The 23,708-nt window shown below is 58.7% G+C and carries 13 protein-coding genes and 2 pseudogenes; 12 read left to right on the plus strand and 3 right to left on the minus strand.

The genetic code is table 11. The features are described 5' to 3' along the window. Positions 1–25: 25 nt before the first annotated feature. Positions 26–2,236, minus strand: a complete 2,211-nt coding sequence (locus WDO72_13390) for a protein-disulfide reductase DsbD (protein MEJ0086676.1) — start codon at positions 2,234–2,236, stop codon at positions 26–28. Between the two features lie 261 nt (positions 2,237–2,497). Between WDO72_13390 and groES the strand changes: the two genes are divergently transcribed. From groES to WDO72_13420, 6 genes are all read left to right on the plus strand, one after another. Next, complete coding sequence (gene groES / locus WDO72_13395; GenBank protein ID MEJ0086677.1) at positions 2,498–2,791, plus strand: co-chaperone GroES; 294 nt, start codon at positions 2,498–2,500, stop codon at positions 2,789–2,791. Positions 2,792–2,793: 2 nt separating this feature from the next. Continuing rightward, positions 2,794–4,440, plus strand: a complete 1,647-nt coding sequence (gene groL / locus WDO72_13400) for a chaperonin GroEL (protein ID MEJ0086678.1) — start codon at positions 2,794–2,796, stop codon at positions 4,438–4,440. A 387-nt stretch (positions 4,441–4,827) separates the two neighbouring features. Next, positions 4,828–6,063, plus strand: a complete 1,236-nt coding sequence (locus WDO72_13405) for an SIR2 family protein (GenBank protein MEJ0086679.1) — start codon at positions 4,828–4,830, stop codon at positions 6,061–6,063. A gap of 8 nt (positions 6,064–6,071) precedes the next feature. Further along, entirely contained in the window at positions 6,072–7,841 is a 1,770-nt protein-coding gene (locus WDO72_13410) for an ATP-binding protein (GenBank protein ID MEJ0086680.1), read from the plus strand. 25 nt (positions 7,842–7,866) lie between these two features. Continuing rightward, positions 7,867–8,070, plus strand: a complete 204-nt coding sequence (locus WDO72_13415) for a KTSC domain-containing protein (GenBank protein MEJ0086681.1) — start codon at positions 7,867–7,869, stop codon at positions 8,068–8,070. Between the two features lie 157 nt (positions 8,071–8,227). Further along, complete coding sequence (locus WDO72_13420; GenBank protein MEJ0086682.1) at positions 8,228–9,766, plus strand: DUF2779 domain-containing protein; 1,539 nt, start codon at positions 8,228–8,230, stop codon at positions 9,764–9,766. 152 nt (positions 9,767–9,918) lie between these two features. Here WDO72_13420 and WDO72_13425 read toward each other — a convergent pair whose 3' ends face one another. Continuing rightward, positions 9,919–10,908, minus strand: coding sequence for a hypothetical protein (locus WDO72_13425; GenBank protein MEJ0086683.1), 990 nt, complete (start codon positions 10,906–10,908; stop codon positions 9,919–9,921). A gap of 370 nt (positions 10,909–11,278) precedes the next feature. On the opposite strand from WDO72_13425, the pseudogene groEL reads away from it, so the two are divergent. The 6 genes and pseudogenes from groEL (at position 11,279) to WDO72_13455 (ending at position 22,700) form a co-directional block, all read left to right on the plus strand. Continuing rightward, positions 11,279–11,482, plus strand: a pseudogene (groEL, locus tag WDO72_13430) (chaperonin GroEL). A 444-nt stretch (positions 11,483–11,926) separates the two neighbouring features. Further along, on the plus strand, positions 11,927–14,929 hold the full coding sequence (locus WDO72_13435) for a fibronectin type III domain-containing protein (GenBank protein MEJ0086684.1): 3,003 nt from the start codon (positions 11,927–11,929) through the stop codon (positions 14,927–14,929). A 26-nt stretch (positions 14,930–14,955) separates the two neighbouring features. Next, positions 14,956–21,093 carry a SpvB/TcaC N-terminal domain-containing protein gene (locus WDO72_13440; GenBank protein MEJ0086685.1) on the plus strand — a complete coding sequence of 2,046 codons (6,138 nt, stop codon included), beginning with the start codon at positions 14,956–14,958 and terminating at the stop codon, positions 21,091–21,093. Next, a complete protein-coding gene (locus WDO72_13445) occupies positions 21,090–21,452 on the plus strand; it encodes a hypothetical protein (GenBank protein MEJ0086686.1) in 363 nt (120 codons plus the stop codon). The genes WDO72_13440 and WDO72_13445 overlap by 4 nt, the downstream gene beginning before the upstream one ends. Before the next feature lie 80 nt (positions 21,453–21,532). Then, positions 21,533–22,333 (plus strand): TonB C-terminal domain-containing protein, encoded by an 801-nt coding sequence (locus tag WDO72_13450; protein ID MEJ0086687.1) that lies wholly within the window; start codon positions 21,533–21,535, stop codon positions 22,331–22,333. Positions 22,334–22,376: 43 nt separating this feature from the next. After that, positions 22,377–22,700: pseudogene (locus WDO72_13455) on the plus strand (TCP-1/cpn60 chaperonin family protein). Between the two features lie 41 nt (positions 22,701–22,741). Here the strand turns inward: WDO72_13455 and WDO72_13460 are convergent. Continuing rightward, complete coding sequence (locus tag WDO72_13460) at positions 22,742–23,476, minus strand: hypothetical protein (protein MEJ0086688.1); 735 nt, start codon at positions 23,474–23,476, stop codon at positions 22,742–22,744. Between the last annotated feature and the right edge of the window lie 232 nt (positions 23,477–23,708).

Raw genomic sequence — 23,708 nt, forward strand, 5'->3', positions numbered from 1 at the left:
CGCGGCGGTGAAGCAGACATCTTGTTCACGTTGCCGGTGGGGTCGCGGGTGCGACGGCCTGGCGGACCACGGCCGCGAACTCCGCGGCCTTCATGAATCCGACGACGCGGAAGTTTCGCCGTTCCTCACCGTCGGCGCCATAGAAGGCGATCGTCGGCGGTCCGAATATCCCGAAGTGTTTGAGCAGCTCACGATCCTGCTCGTTGTTCGCCGTGACATCCGCCTGCAGCAGCACGGTGTTGCCAAGCGCGCTCTGCACCTCGGCCTCCGTGAACGTGTTGTGTTCCATTTCTTTGCAGGACACGCACCAGTCGGCGTAGAAATCGAGCATCACGGATTTGCCGGCGGCTTTCGCGGCGGCGACTTCGCGTTCGAGATCGGCCAGCGTCTTGATGCGTTTGAACTCGAGTTGCTTCTGCTGCGCCGAGAATTCCGCGATCGGCGCCAGCGGATTCGTCCCGTGCCGCACGGCGCCGACAATCAGCAGCAGCGCGTAGGCGCCGGCGGCGACGCCCAGCACACGCAACAGGATTTTCCCCGGCGCCGATTTCGCGCGCGCGCGGAACAGCACCCAGCACAGGACCAGCGCCGGCACCGTCCACAGGATCAGGATCGACCATCCCGGCACGATGCGCGACAACATCCAGGCGGCAACCGCCAGGAACAGGACGCCGAACAGGTTCTTGATCGTGTCCATCCACGCGCCGGCCTTCGGCAACAGTTTTCCGGCCGAGGCGCCCACTAACAACAAGGGCGTGCCCATGCCGATGCTCATGACGAACAACGCGGCGCCGCCGCGCACGACGTCGCCGGTCTGGCTGATGACCGTGAGCGCCGCGATCAATGGCGGCGCCACACACGCGGACACGATCAGCGCGGACAACGCACCCATGACACCGACGCCTAGATAGGTGCCCGCCTGTTGCTCGTTGCTCTTGCTGCTCAGACGCGTCTGGATGAAACCCGGCATCTCGATGGTGAACAGGCCCAGCATCGAGGCGGCCAGCACCACGAACAGCAGGCTGAATACGGTGATGATCCAGGGCTGGTTGAACGTCGCCTGCAGGTTGAAACCCTGGCCGATCGCGCCCGCGGCGATACCGGCCGCGGTGTACGTGAATGCCATGCCCAGCACATAGGCCACCGACAAAAGGAACGAGCGGCGCGTCGACACGTTCTCGCCGCTGCCCGCGATGATGCCCGACAGGATCGGCACCATGGGCAAGACGCAGGGTGTGAAGGCCAGCAACAACCCCGCGCCGAAGAACGTGGCGAGCACCAGGAAGATGTTGCCGTTCTTGATCTTGGCCGCGTAGCTGTCCTGCTCCGATACGTAGCCGCCGCTGGCCGGGGTTGCCGAGGCCGCCGTCGTCGGCGCGCCGTCCAGCGAAATAGATAGGGTCTTGGTGATCGGCGGGTAACACAGGCCCGCATCCGCGCAACCTTGATAGGTCACGTTGACGTCGACGCTCTTCGCGTCGGAAGGCGGCACCGAGAAGCTGGCATCGAGACTGCCCCGATACACTTCCTGGTCGCCGAAATATTCGTCGTGATGCGCCTCTCCCTTGGGCAACACGATGGCGCCCACCGGCTGCGCCGCATTCGCCGGCTCGAGCTTGATGCGCTGCTTGTAGAGGTAATAGCCGTCGGCGATGCGCCAGTTGAGCTGAATGTTGTTAGCCGACTGCGCCTCGCCCGTGAGTACGAACGCCACCTCGGGGTCGAGGAACTCTTCTTCGCCCTCGACGACCGGCTTCGCCTTCTCGAAAACCTTGTCGGCGGTGGTGGTGTGCGTAGCCGCGGCCACCTTGACGTTCGCGTCCCACACGCTGGGCGGATAACACAGGCCCGCATCCGCGCAGCCCTGCCACTTGAGCTTGAGCGCCACGGTATCGCCGGCCTTGGCACCCGTGAGCGGCGCACTCACCTTGAAGGCGCCGCGGAAAACCTCCTGTTCGCCGAAGTACTCGTCTTTGTGGATTTCGCCCTTTGGATAGACGGACTCGCCGACCGTCACGCCGGGAGTGGCTGCGCTCAGGCCCATGCGCTTCTTGTAGAGGTAGTAACCCTTGGTGGCTTGCCACTCGATGGTGACGTTCTGTTCATCAGCGGTGGCGGTGTACTTGAACGCGTCTTCGGGCGGCAGGAATTCGTCTTCGCCGATCGCCAGTGCGCGGTCCGCGCCCAGCAGTGCCAGCAATGAAACGGCAGCCAGCAGAAAAGTCTTCGCGCTCACTCAACACCTCATCTTGATCGTGATTCGACACATGAGACCGCTCGAACCGGCGAATTGTCACACCGGTCGAGCCCTTGGACGGCGAAAAACCCCTCAGTTCGGCCGCCCGGCGTGCCCATTTGCGTCCTCGGAGGTCCGAAAACCCAAATCGAGCTTGATAAAAGACGTTCCCCCCATACAATTAGCACCCTCGCGGGGAGAGTGCTAACGCACAGTCTTCGCTTTTTATCCAACCAACTCAACTAGTTAAGGAGCGAACCCATGAAGATTCGTCCTCTTCATGACCGTGTGATCGTGAAACGTCTCGAAGAAGAGCGTGTCTCGGCCGGCGGCATCGTGATTCCGGACTCGGCCGCCGAGAAGCCCGTACAGGGCAAGGTCGTAGCGGTAGGCAAGGGCAAGATCCTCGAGGACGGCAACGTCCGCCCGCTCGACGTGAAGGTCGGCGACAAGATCCTGTTCGGCAAGTACTCCGGCACCGAAGTGAAGGTGGATGGAGATGATCTCGTGGTCATGCGTGAAGAAGACGTCATGGCCGTCATCGAGGGCAAATAATCATGGCAGCTAAAGAAGTACGTTTCGGCGATGACGCGCGTATCCGCATGTTCCGCGGCGTCAACATCCTCGCCAACGCCGTCAAGGCGACGCTCGGCCCCAAGGGCCGCAATGCTGTTCTCGACAAGAGCTTCGGCGCTCCGACGATCACCAAAGACGGTGTCTCGGTCGCGAAGGAAATCGAACTGAAAGACAAGTTCGAGAACATGGGCGCGCAGATGGTGAAGGAAGTCGCTTCCAACACGTCTGACGAAGCCGGCGACGGCACCACCACCGCCACCGTGCTCGCGCAGGCGATCATCCGCGAAGGCCTCAAGGCCGTTTCCTCGGGCCGCAACCCGATGGACATCAAGCGCGGCATCGACAAGGGCGTCATCGCCGCTGTCGAAGAGATCAAGAAGTTGTCCAAGCCCTGCAAGGACAACAAGGCGATCGCGCAGGTCGGCACGATCTCCGCCAACTCCGACGAGTCGATCGGCAAGACCATTGCCGAAGCGATGGAGAAGGTCGGCAAAGAAGGCGTGATCACGGTTGAAGAAGGCTCGGGCCTGCAGAACGAACTCGACGTCGTCGAGGGCATGCAGTTCGACCGCGGCTATCTGTCGCCGTATTTCATCAACCAGCAGGCGAACCAGACGGTCGAGCTCGAGAAGCCGGTCATCCTGCTCGCCGACAAGAAGATCTCGAACATCCGCGAAATGCTGCCGCTGCTCGAAGCGGTTGCGAAGCAGGGTCGTCCGCTGCTCGTCATCTCCGAAGACGTCGAAGGCGAAGCCCTCGCGACACTCGTGGTCAACAACATCCGCGGCATCCTCAAGGTTGCTGCCGTGAAGGCCCCGGGCTTCGGCGATCGCCGCAAAGCCATGTTGCAGGACATCGCAGTCCTCACGGGCGGCACGGTCATCTCCGATGAAGTCGGTCTGCAGCTCGAGAAAGCCACGTTGAACGATCTCGGCGACGCCAAGAAAGTCGTCATCGAGAAAGAAAACACCACGATCATCGATGGCGCCGGCAAGGCCACCGACATCAAGGCGCGCATCGAGTCGATCCGTCAGCAGGCTGAAGAAGCCACCTCGGACTACGACAAAGAGAAGCTCCAGGAGCGCGTTGCCAAGCTCTCCGGCGGTGTTGCCGTGATCAAGGTTGGCGCTGCCACCGAGATCGAGATGAAAGAGAAGAAGGCCCGCGTCGAAGACGCGCTGCACGCGACCCGTGCCGCCGTTGAAGAAGGCGTGGTCCCGGGCGGCGGCGTTGCGCTGATCCGCGCGCTGAAGGCCCTCGAGAAGCTCGAAGGTGCGAATGAAGACCAGACGGTAGGTATTCGCATCCTGGCGCGCGCGATTGAAGAGCCGTTGCGTCAGATCGTCGAGAACGCGGGTGAAGATGCCGCTGTGGTCCTGAACGCTGTGAAGGCGGGCAAGGGCGCGTATGGCTACAACGCGGGAACTGGCGAGTACGGCGACATGCTGGAAGAGGGCATCCTCGATCCGGCGAAGGTCACGCGCCTGGCGCTGCAGAATGCGGCGTCGGTTGCGGGTCTGTTGCTCACGACGGAAGTCATGATCGCGGAAGCGCCGAAAGACGACGATCATGCTCACGGCGGCGGTGCGCCGGGTGGCATGGGCGGGATGGGCGGGATGGATATGTAAGGAGCTGAAAGGCTCGTTACTGTCTGACGCTCAGCGTCTAGCTAGAGAAGATAGAAAGCCCCCGGCGGGAAACTGCCGGGGGTCTTTTTTTTCCGGATGAAACCCAGAGTTGCTGCCTTGTGGCACCTATTTGCTATCGGATTAAGAGCCAATGTTGCGGCGCCGCACGGAACCCAACGCAAACATCTTGCGCTATAGGTGAGAGGAAATCGGTCTACGCGACACATAGCTAGGTACACGGAATTGTTCTCGAATAGCTTCGATTAAGTTTGGGACGCGCGAAATCCTGTTAGTACAGGATTAAAGCAATTGGCATGAAACAAATCTGTAGGCAAAACATGCGGCGAAATGCATATGCGTGCGAGTAATCATGATCCTCGCGAGTACATGCGAGGACTGCATCAGATTTTGATCTCTGACAAAAAGCGCCTGGGCTTCCTATTCGGCGCTGGGACGTCCCTTGCGACGTCTGTGCCGGGGGTAAAGGTTCCCGCGATAGCCGAGATGACGAAGATTGTGTCGACTGAACTAGGAGCTGCATCGAAGGATTACAAGACTGCGATCGCCGAGATCGAAGTCGAAATTGGCTCAAGCAAATTCAATGTCGAATCACTACTTTCATGCATTGAAGGAAAGCGGGCGGCAATCGGTAAGGGGAATCTTAACGGCTTAGATGCGAAGTCGTACGGCGAACTCTCCAAAGCCCTAAAGAAGGCCATAGTTCAACTCGTGTCAGTTCACGAGGTGTTAAAGCCCGAAGATCGGCACCGATTAGCACACTCGCAGTTTTCAACTTGGGTAAGCAAGGCGCGGCGTCGGCATCCTGCGGAAATCTTCACGACGAACTACGACTACCTTTTCGAGATAGCACTCGAAGGCAGCGGAATACCGTACTTCGATGGATTCTCTGGCGCATTTGAGCCGTTCTTCTGTCCAGAAGCAGTCGAAGACTTGGCTTCCTACGCTCAGCTCGCAAAGCTTTGGAAAATGCACGGATCGTTAGGTTGGACGCACCGGGCTAGCGACAAGACAGTTATTCGAAAGGGCAAAGTCGATGACGATTCGATCCTCATTTATCCGTCTCACCTCAAATACAGCACATCCAAGAAGCAGCCGTACGTTGGACTGATTGATAGGCTTTGCTCATTCCTACAGCAAGACGATGCAGTCTTGATCACGTGCGGGTATTCATTTGGAGACGAACACATTAACGAGAGGATTCTAACTTCACTGCGAAGGAGTTCGAGCTCACATGTCGTCGCACTCTACTTCGACGAAAGCGGGACACCTCGAACGTACGCACTCGTCGATCCAGAAAACTCCGTTCGGAAGATGGCTGAACGCGACACAGCAGGAAGATTGTCGGTTTATGGCCGCCGACATGCCGTTATAGGTGGAAAGTTTGGCGAATGGCGCTTGGGAGATGAGCCCAGCGTCTTCGAGACAAGTCGCATTGACGCCTACTTCGATGAAGACGCGGCCCAGCCGATCGCGGCAAGTGCGAGTGGCATAGGTGATGAAAGATGGGCCGGCACCGGGCGTTTCCTGCTGCCGGATTTCGGAAAGCTGTCTGCCTTTTTGAACGATATGGCGGTCGGGTCTCAAACGGCTGCAACGACATAGTCCTGACTATGAATCCAACCTACGTCGGCCAGGTCGAAAGCGTCAGCGGAAGCACCGTTACCGTCAGAATGAACGCGACACACGCGTCCAACATGCCAATTATTGATGGAACCGTATATCGAATAGGCCAGATTGGTTCGTTCCTAAAAATCCCGCTCGGCTACGCAAATCTCTACGGCTTGGTGACTCAGGCGGGAGTCTTGGCAATGCCGGAAGCCATGCAAATCGCGTATTTGGACAATCCGACGATTGTTGATTCACATCGTTGGTTGAAGTTGGTTTTGGTGGGAGAACAAATCGGCGACGCGTTCGAGCGAGGCGTTCTTCAATCACCCACTTCAGGTGATCAAGTTCACCTCGTTACTAATTCGGACTTAAAGGTCGTTTACGGCGGCTACGACTCGGCCTCTTCAATAGTGATCGGAAAGCAATCGGCGTCTGAGGGTCTCTCGGCGCATCTCGACATGGACAGAATGATTACCCGACATTGCGCAATTCTCGGCGCGACAGGGAGCGGCAAGTCGAATGCTGTAAGCGTCGTGGTAAAAGCGGTAGCGAAGAAGGGGCTGCCCAGCAGCCGCATATTAGTAATTGACCCTCATGGAGAATATGCGAGCGCTTTGGACGGGAGTTGTGCTGTTTTTCGAGTTGGAAGCGACGCCGCATTGCTGGAGCAGGAACTCTGCGTTCCATTCTGGGCACTGCCATTCAAAGAGTTGCTAGCAATTTTCCCGGGCTCCTTGTCAGACCAAAACGAGGATTACATACGCGCGAAGGTCTTGGAGTTGAAGCGGCACTCAGCCGTGGCTCTCAGTGGGGTTCGTGCAGAGGCGATTTCAGCCGACAGTCCAATTCCATTCTCATTGAAGCGACTTTGGTTTGAACTCGACAATTTCGAGCGAATGACCCTTCTTGCAGATCGTGTCACGGCGCAGGCGGTAACTGTTGCTGGCGATCCGATGCAGATGAGATCAAACGAGTACCCGCCTGCTGCCATGGGATCGGCTGCGCCCTTCTTAAATATCAAAGCGAAGGGCATCCTAGGATTTCTCGAGGGCATGCGGTCGCGGATGCTGGACAGACGCTATGCGTTCCTTTTCGAGCCTCCTACCTATACGCCTGATCTAGATGGCGCGGTGCAGAATGGTTTGGAGCTGCTCCTCGCCTCGTGGTTTGGCCACAAACATCCGGTGTCGATACTCGACCTTTCCGAGATCCCGGCTGAGATCGTCCAAACAATCTCTGGCAGCATTCTGAAAATTACCTACGACGCTCTCTTTTGGGGTCAAACCACTCCGGTTGGTGGAAAGCTGCAGCCGCTATTGATCGTGCTAGATGAGGCGCACGCGTATCTGCGCGCTGGCGAAGAGTCAATCTCCTCGCGAACCGTGCAAACAATCGCGAAAGAAGGACGCAAATACGGTGTAGGTCTATTGCTCGTAACTCAGCGGCCGTCAGAGCTGGATGAGACTGTCTTGAGTCAATGCGGATCAATTATTGCTTTGCGAATGAGCAACTCCAGAGATAAGCAACACGTTGTTTCTGCTATGCAGGATGAGCTGCGTGAGATGGGAGAAGTGCTGTCGAGTTTGCGCACTGGAGAAGCGATAGTTAGCGGCGAGGCAGTTCGAATTCCATCTCGTATAAAGTTCTTTAAGTCCAACTCCGCTGCAAACAGCGCCGATCCAGTTCCATCCAAGCGGTGGACGATAGCGAAGCCCGGGAATGCCGAATACGAGACTTGTATTCGCAATTGGCGAAATCAGTCATTCGAATAGGAAACTCACTATGCCGCCTCCAGAAATGCATCAGGTCGCCTCCTCAAATATCGAGTCGGTCGGCTACGATTCCGACAATCAAACCGTTTACGTAAGGTTTCTAAACGGTTCTACATATTTGTACAAAGGCGTTCCGGAGCATGAATTTAAAAACTTGCGCAGCGCAGGCTCAGTAGGGTCGTATTTGAATCGCTACTTTAAGAATGTCTATCCCTACGAGCGCGGTTAGATGCAATCTGCGAGAGTGTCGACCGCCGTTGCGCAGTAAATTTCTTGGGAAGAAATCAGAACCGAAAGTCTCGCAAGTCTCACGATGACAACGCTTGGATAGGCACGCTCAGACGTCGTATTCAAAGAGTAGTCAGACGATCGTAAGGACCGCATCCATGCTCACGAAGTCGGACTTGCTTTCCTATATCCAATGTCCGAAACGTCTTTGGCTGGAAAAGCATCGAGCGAACGATATTCCGCCCCCGGATAAGGACATGTTGAGACGCGCTACCGACGGAAACCTGGTTGGTGAGAAGGCTCGCGAACTTCTGGGCGAAGCGAAACTCTGGCCAAAGTCGACCGGTGACATGGCGACATCGGCGGCAAAAGCTTGGGCGGACATTCGTGCCGGCGGCGGTAAGCCCGCGGTTGAAGTACCGATGGTCAACGGCGATCTGTATGCGCGCGCGGACGCGGTATTGCCGACACAGGGCGGCTTCGTGTTGCGCGAAACCAAAGCGAGCTCGTTTCCGCTCAAACCTGACAAGGTGACGCCTGCGGGTCCCGAGTCTCACCATGTCGATGATCTTGCGATCCAGGCGTGGGCGATGGAAGGAAGCGGAGAGCAACTCGCTCGCACCGAACTCAATCTATTGAATGGGCGGTGGCGCTACCCGGGGGGTGGTGACTATTCGGGTCTGTTTAGGCAATTGGACGTCACCGAAGCCGTCTCGCAGCGAGTGAAAGACATTCCGATAATATTGCAGTCCGCTCTTCACGCCGTCGCGGGCGAAATACCTCATGCCACGACCGGGCCCCACTGCGACCGACCCTACGAGTGTCCGTTCAAGAAATCGTGCGCCGCGTCTGAACCGCCCCGCCCAGAACATCCTGTCGAGTTGTTGCCCGACTCCGCCGGCAAGAAGCTTGCGGGAAAGCTGCGGGCGCAGAAGGGATACCTATCTATTCTCGAACCGGCGTCGACGGAGCTGGTTGGCGCGCAAAGTGCGCTCTACCAACGCATCCAACTCGCACACAGGTCCGGCAAGCCTGTGCTGGAGGTCGGCGCTAAAGCCATAGTGGAGGCGCTTTCCTATCCACGCTTCTATTTCGATTTTGAAGGTATCGATCTGCCGGTTCCGCGGTGGGCGGGCACAAGGCCTTACGAACAAGTGGTTTTCCAGTGGTCCTGCCATGTCGAGCGCAGTCCCGGCGTATTCGAGCACGCGGCGTTTCTCGATCTCAGCGGCGGTGATCCCTCGCTGGCATGCGCGGAGCGTATGCGAGAAGTCCTGGGGACTGTAGATGGACCGATCATTGTCTATCACGCTACCTATGAGAAGACAAGATTCAGAGAGTTAGGCGAACGGCATCCCGAACTCGTGCCGCTTATGGACTCGTATACCGCGCGAATCTTCGACCTGCTGCCGGTAGTCAAAGCTCATTTCTATCATCCAAGCATGCGCGGCTCGTTCTCCATCAAGAAAGTGCTGCCGGTGATCGCGCCGGATCTTAACTATCAAGTGTTGGAGGGCGTGAGTGGTGGGACGGATGCGCAGATCGCCTATCTCCACGCGACCTCCGGAAAGTGCAACGAGGAAGAGAGCACAAGAATTCGATCTGAGCTGCTCAGGTATTGCGCTCAAGACACGTGGGCAATGGTTGAAGTGGCGTATTTCCTCGCAGGTAGACCTCGACCTACTCGCCCCGGTTGATCCCGATGCACGATTTCGAATCCGGGTATCTGAATATGCCTGTTGTTTTACGCACAAGTCACGCCCCGTACCCTTCGCCGGGCGCTAACTTGCACACTGAATCATCGTCTCGATGTTATCGCCCGTGAGCGTGCCACTCATGAGCCCTATGCTCACAGTGATCGGAATGCGATCGCCATGACGCTCGAGCGGAGTCTGCTCGATAATTTTACGCAGGCGTTCCGCCACCGTCCATGCCGTCCGCTCGTCGGTGGCCGGCAGCAGGGCCGCGAACTCCTCGCCGCCGATGCGTCCGAACACATCTCCCTCGCGCAGGCAGTTGTTAGCGTGCGTCGCGACGTGCCGAATCGCTCGGGAGAAGCTTCAGCCAGGGCACACATCTCCTTGCCATGGTATTCCGCCTTATCCAGGTCTCCCATGCCGATCGAATTGATCACCAGGTTGTGTAGCTGGGTGTCCAGGCTCCCGGCGTTAACAGGCGCCTTCGTCTTCTTGTATTCCTTGTAAGCGAGTTCGGAATACGCATGAACCTGCGCAAAGAGCTGGTTGGTGCGATACAGCAAGGAGGTGGCGTTGTATATGAATCCGCGGTCGGACGGGCCTAACTGCATGGACTCCGCCAGCGTCATCGCCTCGTTCAACACCGCCAGGCCCTGTTGAAAGCGCTGCGGAGAATCCGTGTAGCAGAACGAGAGGGACGTCAGGTACCTGGGAAGTTTGGCGAGCGTGTTCAGCTTGCGTGTCAGGCCGACTGCCTTCTCTCGATCCGGGCAGTAAACGGCGGTGTTGTGGGTCCGGATGTACTTGATGTACCCGCGCTCGTAGTAAGCATCGGCCAGCGCCTGGGTGGGAACGGTCGCGCCATCGAGCAGGCTGATGACGCGGTTGAAGGATTGTTCGGCACTGCCGATGTCGCCGAGGACGTCTTCCTGAATCAGTCCCTGCACTACCAGGTAGCGCCCCTGATCGGCCGTCGACAGACGCTCGAAGTGCGGTGACAGCTCCTTCCAGAGCTTCTGCGCTGTTTCAGCATCTTCGTTGACGACGGCCGCTTCCATCTGCGCCAGCGTGTCGGTGGGTGACGCGGCTTGCGCCAGAACGGAGCAGAAGATCGTCAGCAGGAGAATGAGTGGAAATTTCATGCGGGACTCTGAGCGAACGCGGCGGCGCAGGCGCGGATGCTAACAAAGGGATTCGCACGGAATATGTGAACTACTGCTATCTATTGCGCGGCAGGATGTTTGCCGGTAACGGCGCGAGAGTGTAAGCGCCGGCTCACCAGACGTCCGATATTCGCGTCCCTGCGCGCGCGACAGAAGTGCCGCTGCGTCAGATCGCGGCGGTCGCCTATCTACTGCCGGTACGTGAGGCCAATTTGGAAGTGAGCTTGATGCGCTTCATCGCGCGTTCGGCTAGTTCTCGTTCGACGGCCCTCCACTCCGGGAGCGGCTCGTTGCCAGCAATGAGCTGCGCCGCGGTATATCCGGAGGGCGCTAGGTCCTCGGCGCCTCTGGCTACAACGCCGGCACCGGCGTGTACGGCGACATGCTTGAAGAGGGCATCCTCGACTCGGTGAAGGTCACGCGTCTGAGGCTGCAGAATGCGTCGTCGGTTGCGGGTCAGTTGCTCACGACGGAAGTCGTGATCGCTGAAGCGCCGAAACACGACGAAAATGCGCACGACGGCGGTGCGCCGGGTGGCACGGGCGGGGATGGATATGTAAGGAGCGGAGACGCTCACTACGATCAGTCGTTCAGCCGTCGACTGGAAGATAAAAAGTCCCCGGCGGGAAACCGCCGGGGACTTTTTTATTTGGCTGTCTGTGCAATGACGTTTCCCGGCCGGGAAAGCAACTGGACAGCGATCATGCGAACGCTAGATCTCGAACTCGTCCAAGCGTAGGGAGCGTGAGTCACCGTGAGATCGAGAAACAACCGAGTCCCGGTCTCTATGACTACTCAACAGAATAAATTGCTGCATTTGCAGAGATATACGCATTTCTCTCTCAACTCAGTGAGAGAAAACTGCGGGTCGCGACAGAAATAGCTTCGTGATGGATCAATTGTCGGGCGCCCGAGGCGAATAGCGCTCGCGGACTGCGTAGTTCCGAGAGATCAAAAAAGACGTCGCGGGATTAAAGACCTGCGCAGGGAGACTGAGGTGACTAGTTACCAAGCGTGGAATTGGCGCTGGCTCGCGGCTGCCTTTCTGATTTTCGGTAGCCGGGCGGCATGGGCAGCCTTTGACGAGACGCCACCCAGTACTCCCCCCAATTTCACGGCCACAACTGCTTCGGGCACCCAGATCAATCTCGCCTGGGGCACGTCAACCGACAACCGTGGAGTCACTGGATACACGATTACACGTTGTCAAAGCAGCACCTGCACGACCATTCTCACCACGCCTCCCAGCCAACACAGTCTGAACAACATAAACCTGACTCCCGGTACGACCTATACGTACGGGATCGTTGCTTTTGACCTGGCAGGCAACCAAAGCGAAGGCGCCACGGCGAGCGCCACAACTCAGGACTCCCTTGCGCCCTCGCAGACCACCAACCTGATCGCGGTTGCATCATCCGGTACGCAAATCGATCTGACCTGGACCGCCGCGACGGACAACGTGGGTGTCACTGGCTATTCCATCGAATACTGCGGGGGCACGGGTTGCTCCGGCTTCTCACCACTGGGAAATGCGGCTGGGACCAGCTACAGCGCAATCGGACTGTCACAGGGCACGTCGTATTCGTTCCGCGTCCGCGCATACGATGCATTCCCAAACTACGGGGCGTACTCGAACTCGGCCACGGCGGTAACCCCGGATACCTCGGCACCGAGCCAGCCGACAGGGCTCAGCGCGGTAGTGGCCTCCGGTACGCAGATCAATCTCAGCTGGGCCGCATCGACCGACAACATAGGAGTCGCCGGCTACGACGTCGAGTATTGCGCCGGGTCCGGCTGCTCGAATTTCACGGCGCTGGGAGGCGCTGGAAGCGCGAGTTACAGCGCGACGGGGCTCTCGCAGGCGACTGCGTATTCGTTCCGTGTTCGCGCGTACGATGCGCGGCCTAACTACAGCAACTATTCAAACACCGCGTCGGCGACCACGCAGGATAATGCCGCGCCGACTGTACCGACCGGCCTGTCCGCGACTGCGGCCTCGTCCACCCAGATCAACCTCAACTGGAACGCGGCCACCGACAATGTGGGCGTCGTGGCCTATCACATCGAACGCTGCCAGGGCGCGGGTTGCACGAATTTTGCCGAAATGTCTTCCACTTCCATTACTAGCTGGAGCGATACCGGACTGCTTGACGCGACCGCCTATCGTTATCAGATCCGCGCCCGCGACGCGGTCCCCAACTACAGCGCCTATTCGGCGGTCGCCGCCGCGAGTACCCCGGATGGCACGGCGCCGTCGGCGCCCACTGGTTTCAGCGCTCCGACGGTCTCCGGCACACAGATCAACCTGAGTTGGGTCGCATCGACGGACAACGTCGGCGTCACTGGCTACTCGGTCGAACGCTGCGCGGGCGTGTCATGCACGAACTTCCTCGAGGTCGGGACTCCGGCAACCGCCAGTTACTCCAGCACAGGTCTGACGAACGGTACGACCTACCGCTTCCGGATGCGCGCGCGCGACGCCGTGCCGAACTGGAGCACCTATTCCTCGATAGTCGAGGTGGCGACCACCGACACTCAGGCGCCAAGCCAGCCTGGCAGTCTGGCCGCAACCGTGGCTTCGTCCACGCAGATCAATCTCACTTGGACAACATCGACTGACAACGTAGGTGTGATTGCCTATTCCGTGGAGCGCTGCCAGGGAGCCGGCTGCACCAGCTTTGTCGAAGTGGGCACACCAGTTAGCGCGTCTTTCAATAGTACGGGCCTTATACCTGGAACGACATATAGATTTCAGGTGCGTGCGCGTGACGCTGTGCCGCTGTACAGCAGCTACTCTGCCGTCGTGAGTGCCGTGACGGCAACGGACTCGCAAGCACCCACGGTTCCGACCGGCGTGACGGCCTCCGCGATCTCACCGACCCAAATCAATGTGGGTTGGACTGCGTCCACGGACAATGTGGCGGTCACGGGATACGTGATCGAGCGTTGCCAGGGAACGGGTTGCGCATCATTCAGCCAGGCCGGAACCTCGACGACGACCAGCTTCAACAATACGGGGCTGACTCCCAACACTATCTACCGATACCAGATCAAAGCACGCGACGCAGTGCCGAATGTCAGCCTTGCTTCGGCGGTCGTTGCGGCAACGACGCCCGCGGATACGCAGGCGCCGTCACAGCCAACCGGCCTTACCGTGACCTCCACCTCGACAACCCAGGTCGGCCTAAGCTGGACGGCCTCGAACGACAACGTCGCGGTTACCGGCTACGAGGTGCAGCGATGTCAGGGAGCGGGCTGCTCCCCTTCAGTGGCGATCGCGACACCAACAAGCACTGCCTATAACGACACGGGCCGCGCGCCAAATACTGTGTATCGATACCAGGTGCGTGCAAGGGACGGCGTGCCCAACTGGAGCGCGGTGTCTTCGGTAGTCACTGCCACCACGCCTGCCGATACACAGGTGCCCAGTACACCCGCAAACCTGCGCTCGACGATGACCTCAGGCACCCAGGCCAATCTCGCGTGGGATGCATCGTCCGACAACGTGGGCGTTACGGGATACAAGGTGGAACGTTGCCAGGGTACTGGATGTTCGCCTTCAACGCAGATCGCCACCCCCACGGCAACTACGTTCAACGATACCTTGCTGACCCAGTACACCACCTACCGCTACCAGGTGCGGGCGAACGACGCAGCGGGCTTGAACAGTAATTACTCGTCGATCTTCACCATCACGACGCTGGATACGCAGGCGCCGACCCAGCCCGGAAATCTCACGCTGTCCGTCAACCTCGGACAAATCTCATTGAGCTGGAGCGCGTCAACGGACAACGCTGGCGTCACCGCCTATCTCGTCGAACGTTGCAACACGGCCAGCTGCACATACACGCAGGTAGCCAGCGTCACCTCGTTGTCATTTGCGGACTCGACGGTAGGCTCCGCAACTAACTACAGCTACAGGGTGCGGGCGCGCGACGCGCAGGGAAACTTCAGCACCTATTCGACCGTGGGCTCGGCGCTCAGCGCCGACTGCGACTAACGAGGCGAGATCCAGAGATGAAAAACATGAAAACTTATCTCCATCGCGCACTGCTGATCCTGACGCTGATCGCGGGTCTGCCGGGCGTCTCCACCGCAGCGGTGGGCCGAACCGAAGGTTCATTCGCCGTATCTCCAACGGGTTCTTTCACGTACCAGATTCCGCTGTGGACGCCGCCAGGAGCGGGAGGCATTCAGCCGAAACTCACGCTGACCTACGATAGTCAGCGCGGAACCGGCATCACCGGTCCCGGTTGGGCGCTCAACGGGCTGTCCGCCATCACGCGCTGCAATCGTACCGTGGCGCAAGATGGATTCGTGGGCCAGGTGCTACTGGGCTATTCGGACATCCTCTGCCTGGATGGCAAGCACCTGCGCGTGGACATTTCCAGCGGCTACTACGGTCAACCGGGGACGAAATACGACACTGAGCTCGCCGAATTTTCGAAAATTACTCTGGTCAGCACGACCAACACCGATCCCGATTATTTCACTGCGAAGACCAAGGACGGCTTGACCTACGAGTTCGGCAATACGCCGGACTCGCGAGTGAAGCCATCGGCTTCATCTTTGTTTCACTACATGTGGCTGGTGAACAAGGTTACTGATCGTGCGGGCAACAGTTACAAGGTGACCTACGGGCTCGGGGCTGCGGGCACATCGAATACCGCCGTGCCGATCAGCATCGAGTATTCGCCGACTTCGGCGGGCGCTTCCACCTATCTCTACTCAGTGACATTCGACTACGCCGCAAAGGCCGCAGAATTTCCCAATACGACCGATCCCGGCACGCGCAGCTACGTGGCGGGCAATCTCATCGTCAACACGAACCTGCTCAAAGCGGTGAAGGTGTCGCACTCCGGATCCCTCGTCAAACGATATGCGCTCGGGTACGAGCTGGCGCCAACCACATTGAGGCCGCGCATTTCGACCATCACGGAATGCGCCAGCGCTGATGCGACGAATTGCCTGGCGGCCACGACCCTCGGGTATCAGAACGGCGCGGCTGGCATGACAACCACCGCCATTCCGGCGGCGTCCGGCTCGACCTATTTAGGTTCGCCAGACTTCGACGGTGACGGGCGCAGCGACGTGATGTACGTCGAGAGCGGTACGGTGAAGGTCGCGCGAGGAACTTCGTCCGGTGGATTCCTTCCTGCGATCTCCTTGGGTGCCATCGGCAATGGCCTGGTGGGTTATGCCGACCTGTCGAACAAGGGTTTCGACGACGTCGTGATCAAGCAAGGTTCGAGCTTCGTCGCCTATTCCTGGATCGGCGGGGCAGTCACGACCGTCTCATTGACGGTAGCGCCGCCAGGCTCGCCTAATAAGTACGGCCTGGTCGACGTCAATGGCGACGGTCGCGGCGATTTCATGGCGATCATCAAGGCATACAACGCCTCGACGCGGCTTTACACGCTGACGGCGCATACCTACCTGAATTCGAGCCAGGCGAAGAACTCCATCAGCTTCGGCACGGTGAAGACATATTCGACGACCGTGAGCTGTCCGACATCTCCCGCCACGCCCTGCGATGCCGACATTTTGACGGGCACTGAATTCGGACCCGGTCCGCGTCTCGACTTCGACGGCGATGGCGTCAGCAACGTCGTCATGCGAATGCTTCTTCCCACCGCGGCCATCGGCGCGTCGATCGGCTACGTTCGATTCCTGGCATTCAACGGCACGACATTCGCGGACATCGGGGGACTCTCGGGTCAGCAGGGCGCCGCCGTGCTGCCGCAGATCGCTGGCTTCGCGCTCGTGAACGATGATAGTTGTACGGACGTGCTGATGCGGTCGCCTGCTAGCGTGATCACTTCTGCCTGCGGCGGAGTGGCCGGAGAAGCCATCAGTGTCTCCGGGACGCCGCTCGCATCGATTGACTGGAACAGCGATTCACGCACCGACGTCTTGATCCAGTACGGCTCGAATTTTGGTGCGCTGGTGTCGACGGAAGCGGGGTTTGGCGCCGTCGTAGATACCGGCGTCCCCATCAGCCCGAGTGCCGCAGCCAACGCGTTCGCGCTCGACTTCGATGGCGATGGATTAATGGACTTGGGCACCTGGAGCAGCTCCGGCATCTCCGTCTATCGCCATGCATTGCCGAGCACACCGCCTGATCTCGTCACATCGATTACCGATGGCTTTGGTGTAAACGTCAGTCCGACCTACGGCTCGATTCTCAACGGCAACTACACCATCGGCACGACGGCCGTGTCGCCGGAGCAGGACTTCGCCCGGGCGCTTTATGTCGTCACGTCGCTGACTTCCACGAGCGGCGCGACCGACGGGTCGCCGGGCACGTATACGCAGAACTTTTGGTACTACGAGGGCCGCGAGAATCTCGACGGGCGTGGCTTCGAAGGTTTCAAACGGGTCCGAATCACGGACACGCGCAATCAGCTGATCAGGAACATCTACCGGGCGACGGACTTTCCATACACGGGGATGGTTACCACGGATGAGCTTCTGCAGGGTGACGGAACGCCTATAACCCGTACCGAAAACCTGTACGGAGACATCTTGGTTGACCCAGCTAACAACAACTGGCGCCATTTCGTATACCTCGACTCCTCGGTCACCGAGGTCTTCGAGGCGGAGCCCGCCGTCAGTGGCAGCACAGTAAATGGTGTGTCGTTCCGAAAAACGACGGTTGATCCCACGGTCTACGATGCGTATGGGAATGCGACCACCATCGTCACGTCCGTTCAGGACACATTCCCGGGCTCACCGCTGTTTGGCGCTTTGTGGACGACCACCGTCACGCACACCGTGACGCCTAACGTGGTCAATTGGTGTCTGAATCTACCGACTCAAACATCCGTGACCAAGACTGCTCCCGGCAGTGCTGCGACGACACGGACCACCTCATTCACGCCCGACTACGTCAATTGCCGCATCAACGCCGAGACGGTCGAGCCTGGTGACCCTCGCTGGCAGGTGGCGACCGGTTATGGATACGACGGCTTCGGCAACGTAAATCAGATTGCCGTCACGCCCGTTTCGGGCCAGAACCAGACTGCGAGAACCGCCTATGTCGGCTGGGGTGCGACCGGTCGTAAACCCGAATCCGTCACCAATGCAATGAACCAGGTTTCGTACACCGGCTGGGACTATCGATTCGGCACACGCAACAGTGTGACGGATCCCAATGGACTGACCACGTCGTGGACGTACGATACGTTCGGGCGACTGCTTCGCGAGGACCGTCCGGACCAAACGCACACCGAATATGCATTGAGTGCCTGCGGCGCGGGCAACGAGTGTTTTACCGCGGCCAAAACGAAAGTCGACGTCAAGCTGTTTCCCGTCGGGGCCGGCGCGAGCCCAATGCGCATCGATACACAGGAACTCGATATCTTCGATCGCCCGATTCGCACCTTGCAGCCGCTGCTGGGGAGCGTCATCAGCGAGGTGACGAACTCTTTTGATCAATACGGCCGCCTCTCCGCCCGGAGCATTCCGCACTCCAAGGACGCGGCTTCGCACAACGTCAGCTATCTGTATGACCTGCTGGGGCGGACTTCGCAGGTTCGCCGGCCGGTCAACCAGGCAACTCCTGGAACACTCGTCGGTACTTCCATTGCCTACAAGGGGCCAACTACCATCACGACCGATTCGCTGGGACACACCAGCAAGTTACGGCGCAACCCGCTAGGGCTGATCGTGCAGTCTTTCGATGCGCTCGATCACGACACGGACTACGAATACGACGCCTTCGGCAATACCACCAAGGTTCGCGACTACCGCGACACCGATACCGTGCTCACCTACAACGTGCGCGGCATGAAGATGAGCTCGAACGATCCGGATATGGGTAGTTGGACATACGACTACTATCCGCTCGGCGAGCTGCGGCGTCAGACCGATGCAAAGGGCCAAATTACCGATTTTGAATACGACGCGCTGTCCAGACTCAAGAAACGCCTGGAGCTCGAGGCTCACAGTGTCTTCACTTACGGTGTAACTCAAGCCTCGCACGACGTCGGTCAGCTCGCCAAAGTCGAGCAACTCACTCCAGGCGGATCGCTGCTGTATTCCGAGACCTATGGCTATGACGCCAAGGGCCGTTTGAGCTCGCAGCAGATTCAGAGCGACGCCACCTATCAGTACGACTACGGCTACGACGCGCTCACTGGCCTGCAGAGTTCGGTGAGTTATCCCAGTGTTCCGGGGTATCGATTATCTCTGCAGTACGTTTATCAAAACGCGATGCTGCAGGAGGTCAAGGACTCCACCACCAATACCGCGTACTGGCACATCAACGCGGTGAACCCGCTGGGCCAGGTGACCCAGGAACTACTGGGCAACGGTGTGATCACCAATCGGACGATTGACGCGGTTACGGGGCGAGCGTCCAACGTCACCTCCGGACTCAACGGCGGAACCGCGCTCCGGAACGAGAATTATCTCTACGACGATGCGGGCAACGTGACGCAGCGACAGAAATACAGCAGTAGCCTCGTCACGCTATCCGAGAACTTTCACTACGATGCGCTCCAGCGGCTCACGTCCTCGGATTTGGGTGGCGTGGGCAACCTGACTACGACCTACGATGACATCGGCAACGTCACTTCCCGCAGCGATATCGCCAATGGTGCCACCTGGGAGTACGCCGATCCCGCCCACAAACACGCCGTCACCAAGGCCGGGACAAATACGTACTCGTACGACGCGAACGGCAACGCCGTCACACGAAGTGGCAAGACCATCAGCTGGACGAGTTACAACTACCCGACCGCCATCAACGGGCCTAACAAGAAACTCACTTTCAGTTATGGGCCTGATCGTGGACGTTTTAAGCAGGTCTACGAGAACGGCGGGGTCATCGAGACCACGGTCTACATCGGCGCGGCGCTCGAAAAGGTGTCGCTCAGCGGAGTTAACGACTACCGCCACTACATCCGGGCCAATGGGGCGACGATTGCGGTAGTGAGCCGCACGGGCGGAACCACGACCACGCGTTACCTGCTTAACGACCATCTTGGCAGCATCGCCAGCATTCTCGACAGCAGCGGAGCGCAGATCGTCAGGGAAAGCTTCGAAGCGTTCGGCGCACGGCGCGATGCCGAAGAGTGGGATCCCGGGTGTGCCTGCTCGACCCTGGCACAGATGGCATCGATCACTCGCCATGGGTTCACCGGTCACGAAATGATCGGCGGGTACTCTATGGGTCTCATTCACATGAATGGGCGCGTCATGGACTCTGTGACTGGGCGATTCTTGTCAGCCGACCCCCTTGTGCAGTTCCCGTTCAATGGTCAGTCGCTCAATCGGTATAGCTACGTCCTCAACAATCCGCTGTCGGCCACGGATCCGTCCGGCTTTGCTGGTGAATACGGAGACTACAGAAGCGGGTGGAACGAACGCGAGTACGACAGTGGCTTTTCGATTTCGTTTGGATGGGCTTGGCCAACAACGTGCGTGTACTGCAACCGATACGTCTGGAAGCAACCGCGTTTTGCACGGCAAAACCTGCTTCCGATGAGCAGGGCGACGCCGGCGGCCGCAGAGGGTCCGGCGGTTATTGCGGAAGAAGGTCCGAAAAAAGCTTGGGACGAGTTAGGGTTTTTTGGTAAGTGGGCGATGCTGCGAAATAGGATTACTGAGGACATCTACGCCTCGAAAACGGACGAGCAACTGGCCGAGCAGATAACTTATGCCGAACAGCGAAGAAACGACATTGCGATATCAAGGGAGATTGGCGTCGGCCCGTCGCCTGGATTGTTGCGCGCTGTCCAAGGCCTTGGTCGCGGCGCCCCAGCCCTTACTCGGGCGGCCGAGGCGACTGCCGCAAGGGGTGCCGAACTTGTCGTGGGGAGTGGCGCGCGCCAGGGCGTAGTTACGGTTGCGCGCGATACACTCGCTGGAACTCCAAACGTCATGGGTCGCGTCCAATCGCTCCCTTTTCGTTCTGGCAGCATGAGCAGTGTGTCGCTCGAAGGTTTGCCGTTCACTGAGTTGGGCCCACAGGCATTCCGGGAGGCAGCGCGCGTCCTGGGTGCTGGAGGGCGACTGACAGGAAGCACTGGTCCAGCTGCCAATCTCGCCGCAATTCGGAGCGGGCTTGAGCAAGCTGGCTTTCGAGATATCAAAGTTGGATACGACTTGGGCGACGCCGCCGGAAACTATCGAGTCATTTTCTCTGGAACAGGCCCATGAATACCGGATTGAAGAGTTGGTCGGACCGTCTCCGTCAGGCCGAACGAGAGTTGGAAGCGAATCCGGTAGATATTCAGATTTGCGACTCCTTTTGGGAACTTCTCGACGGTGGCGTCGGAAATAACCTGAAGGGACTGGAACGAGCAATTCGCACGTACCGTCCTGCGGCGCTCTCTTCTGAAATCGGCATAGCTAGGCTCACTGATGCTCTCTTCGAAGTATTTGAGACTTCGGGAAGGCTTCCGATTAGAGCAGACCTAGGGCCTGAGCTATATAAGCGCATATTCGATTTGACCGTCGAACCGGAACTGGGTCATCTAGGTTGGCTAAGAAAATCGTTGCTGACGCAACCTGGCTAGGATCTGCGGCAGCGATTGGTGAGACGTGAGTTGAGCGAGTTGTTTCGAGCAGGCGTGCAATTTGACATGCGAGCTGTTATTTGAGCACCGACGAAGAGTTGTCGGCTGAGTCAACTTCAGGATGCCAATTGGCCAAGCTACGTAAATTTTCATGCGCCAGCGCAGCTGTGCTTCTTCATTGGCTCTTCATTCAGCCGATATTGCTGGGTTCGCAATCTGCGAAGCATCCGATCCCTGAGAAATCGGGCCCGGGCGCCAGCGCGGCTGCATCCGATGATGCTAACTACATGACTCTTGTCATGGTAAGCGTGCCGTCCGAATCGCAATCCGAAGTCACTGACGATCTCGCTTCAGTAGGCGCTGCAGAATCCGACCTGCTCATTCAGATCGCCAGTGCCGATCCCGCGCCTCTCTTGGAGCCAAATCAATTCGAGCAGGAAGAAGTGAGCGAAGAGGCCGCGCATACCGCCGGCGATCCGGCAATCCAGTCAATCATGTTCGGGCGCTATACCGAGCAGATCGATGCGCGCATCCAGCGTGCGTGGCGCAAGCCGCGCAGCCCCATTGCGTCGCCAACCGGGGACAAGCAAGGCCGCATTCACACGAAAACCGAATTCGAGTGTCAGGCGCGAATTTCCCAGGATCGCGATGGCAATGTCACCGAGGTCGAGTTCATGCAATGCGATGGCAGTTCGGCATGGCAGCTCTCGCTCGTGCAAGCAATTCAACGCGCGTCGCCATTGCCGTCGCCGCCGAGTCCAACGGTATTCACAAACGTGTTGACGCTGTCGTTCGAAGCAAGAGCGTACACGCCTGGCTATCGGGAGGATGAGTACGAGCCGGCGGGAACGGAGTTCGTCCAAGCGCGCTACGCGCAATAGCTGGCCGCGCCGCACGTCGGCAAACTGGCCGCGTACAACCCCGTCGGGCATCCGCATCCTAGCGCGCGCGATCGAAGAGCCGCTGCGTCAGATCGTCGAGAACGTTGGCGAAGATGCCGCGGTTGTCCAGAACGCCGTCAAGGCTGGCAAGGGTGCCTATGGCTACAACGCGGGCACCGGCGAGTACGGCGACATGCTGGGAGAGGGCATCCTCGAACCGGCGAAGGTCACGCGTCTCGCGCTGCAGAATGCGGCGTCGGTTGCGGGTCTGCCTCTCACGACGGAAGTCACGTTCGCGGAAGCGCCGAAGTACGATGAGCATTCACACGGCGGTGCGCCGTGTGGAATGGGCGGAATGGATATGTAAGGAGCGGAAACGCTCGTTACAGCCAGGCGCTCTACGTCTAGCTAGAGAAGATGGAAAGTCACCGCGGGAAACTGCCGGGGATTTTTTGTTTCGGTCCGCTGGGCATCGAGCCGGGCTGGCCGCGTCGGCGACCACTTCGCAGTCGGCGTGTACGTCCAAACCCAATTGTTGTTGAGGGCTTTCATGACGATCGATTTGCCATCCGGCGTCGCTTTAATCGGGCTGTTCGCGGGAAGCATCCCGGCCATGGCGAGCATCTGCGGATCCGGCGGGGCGATGTATTCGGATTGCGCCGTCACGCCTCCTTTGTACGGGCGAAGTTTCGGGCCACAGGACTCCGAGACAAGCGTTTCGGGATGAACGCGCTTGCCGATCAGTTCGACAGCTTCGCCCGGCGCAGTTTGCTTGATCTCGACGATGTCGAAATGTTCATACGGGCCGTTGATCTTTCCGTCCTTGCAGCGGAGCTCCATGCCGGACAGGTTGGTCGCAGTGCCGGGAAGATTCTGGAACTTGGGAAGGCCGACAAAAATATTCTTCTTCCGGTTCCAATCGAAAGACAGCGTCACGCGGTCCCTGACGTCCGCATAGAGATCCGCATCGACTGGCGGAATCTGAACGTGTTTGTCGGCGATTTCGCCGACGACCTCGAAGTGGACGATCTCGACCTTCGACCACTTTGCTTCTGCGGCCGCATCGAAGTTCTGAGAAAAGGCAGGCGCGGCAATCATCGTCATGGCGCAAACAAGGGTTGCGGCGGTCAGCCTGAATTTCATGGGCGGGTTCCTTGGAACGATGACGGGAATCTGCGTGAATCGGCGCGAGCAGGTTCAAGCCTGGCTCTGCGACGACGAAACGCAGCGAGCCGCAGTGGGAGCGAGTATTTGCTCGAAACATCCAAATCGCCATTTCTTTCGCAAAGATTTTGCCCGGCAGAGCCCGCGGCAACTTATTGATTGCGAAGGTTCAGGAGTCGAGCCCGGGAGTTCCGGTGCCGCTCGCCCATGG

This window comes from Pseudomonadota bacterium, assembly GCA_037200975.1.
Classification (GTDB): domain Bacteria; phylum Pseudomonadota; class Gammaproteobacteria; order Steroidobacterales; family Steroidobacteraceae; genus CADEED01.

Coding starts and splice junctions, on each gene's coding strand:
- groES (MEJ0086677.1), top strand. CDS start 2,498: ATGAAGATTCGTCCTCTTCATGACCGTGTGATCGTGAAACGTCTCGAA.
- groL (MEJ0086678.1), top strand. CDS start 2,794: ATGGCAGCTAAAGAAGTACGTTTCGGCGATGACGCGCGTATCCGCATG.
- WDO72_13405 (MEJ0086679.1), top strand. CDS start 4,828: ATGCGAGGACTGCATCAGATTTTGATCTCTGACAAAAAGCGCCTGGGC.
- WDO72_13410 (MEJ0086680.1), top strand. CDS start 6,072: ATGAATCCAACCTACGTCGGCCAGGTCGAAAGCGTCAGCGGAAGCACC.
- WDO72_13415 (MEJ0086681.1), top strand. CDS start 7,867: ATGCATCAGGTCGCCTCCTCAAATATCGAGTCGGTCGGCTACGATTCC.
- WDO72_13420 (MEJ0086682.1), top strand. CDS start 8,228: ATGCTCACGAAGTCGGACTTGCTTTCCTATATCCAATGTCCGAAACGT.
- WDO72_13425 (MEJ0086683.1), bottom strand. CDS start 10,908: ATGAAATTTCCACTCATTCTCCTGCTGACGATCTTCTGCTCCGTTCTG.
- WDO72_13440 (MEJ0086685.1), top strand. CDS start 14,956: ATGAAAACTTATCTCCATCGCGCACTGCTGATCCTGACGCTGATCGCG.
- WDO72_13445 (MEJ0086686.1), top strand. CDS start 21,090: ATGAATACCGGATTGAAGAGTTGGTCGGACCGTCTCCGTCAGGCCGAA.
- WDO72_13460 (MEJ0086688.1), bottom strand. CDS start 23,476: ATGAAATTCAGGCTGACCGCCGCAACCCTTGTTTGCGCCATGACGATG.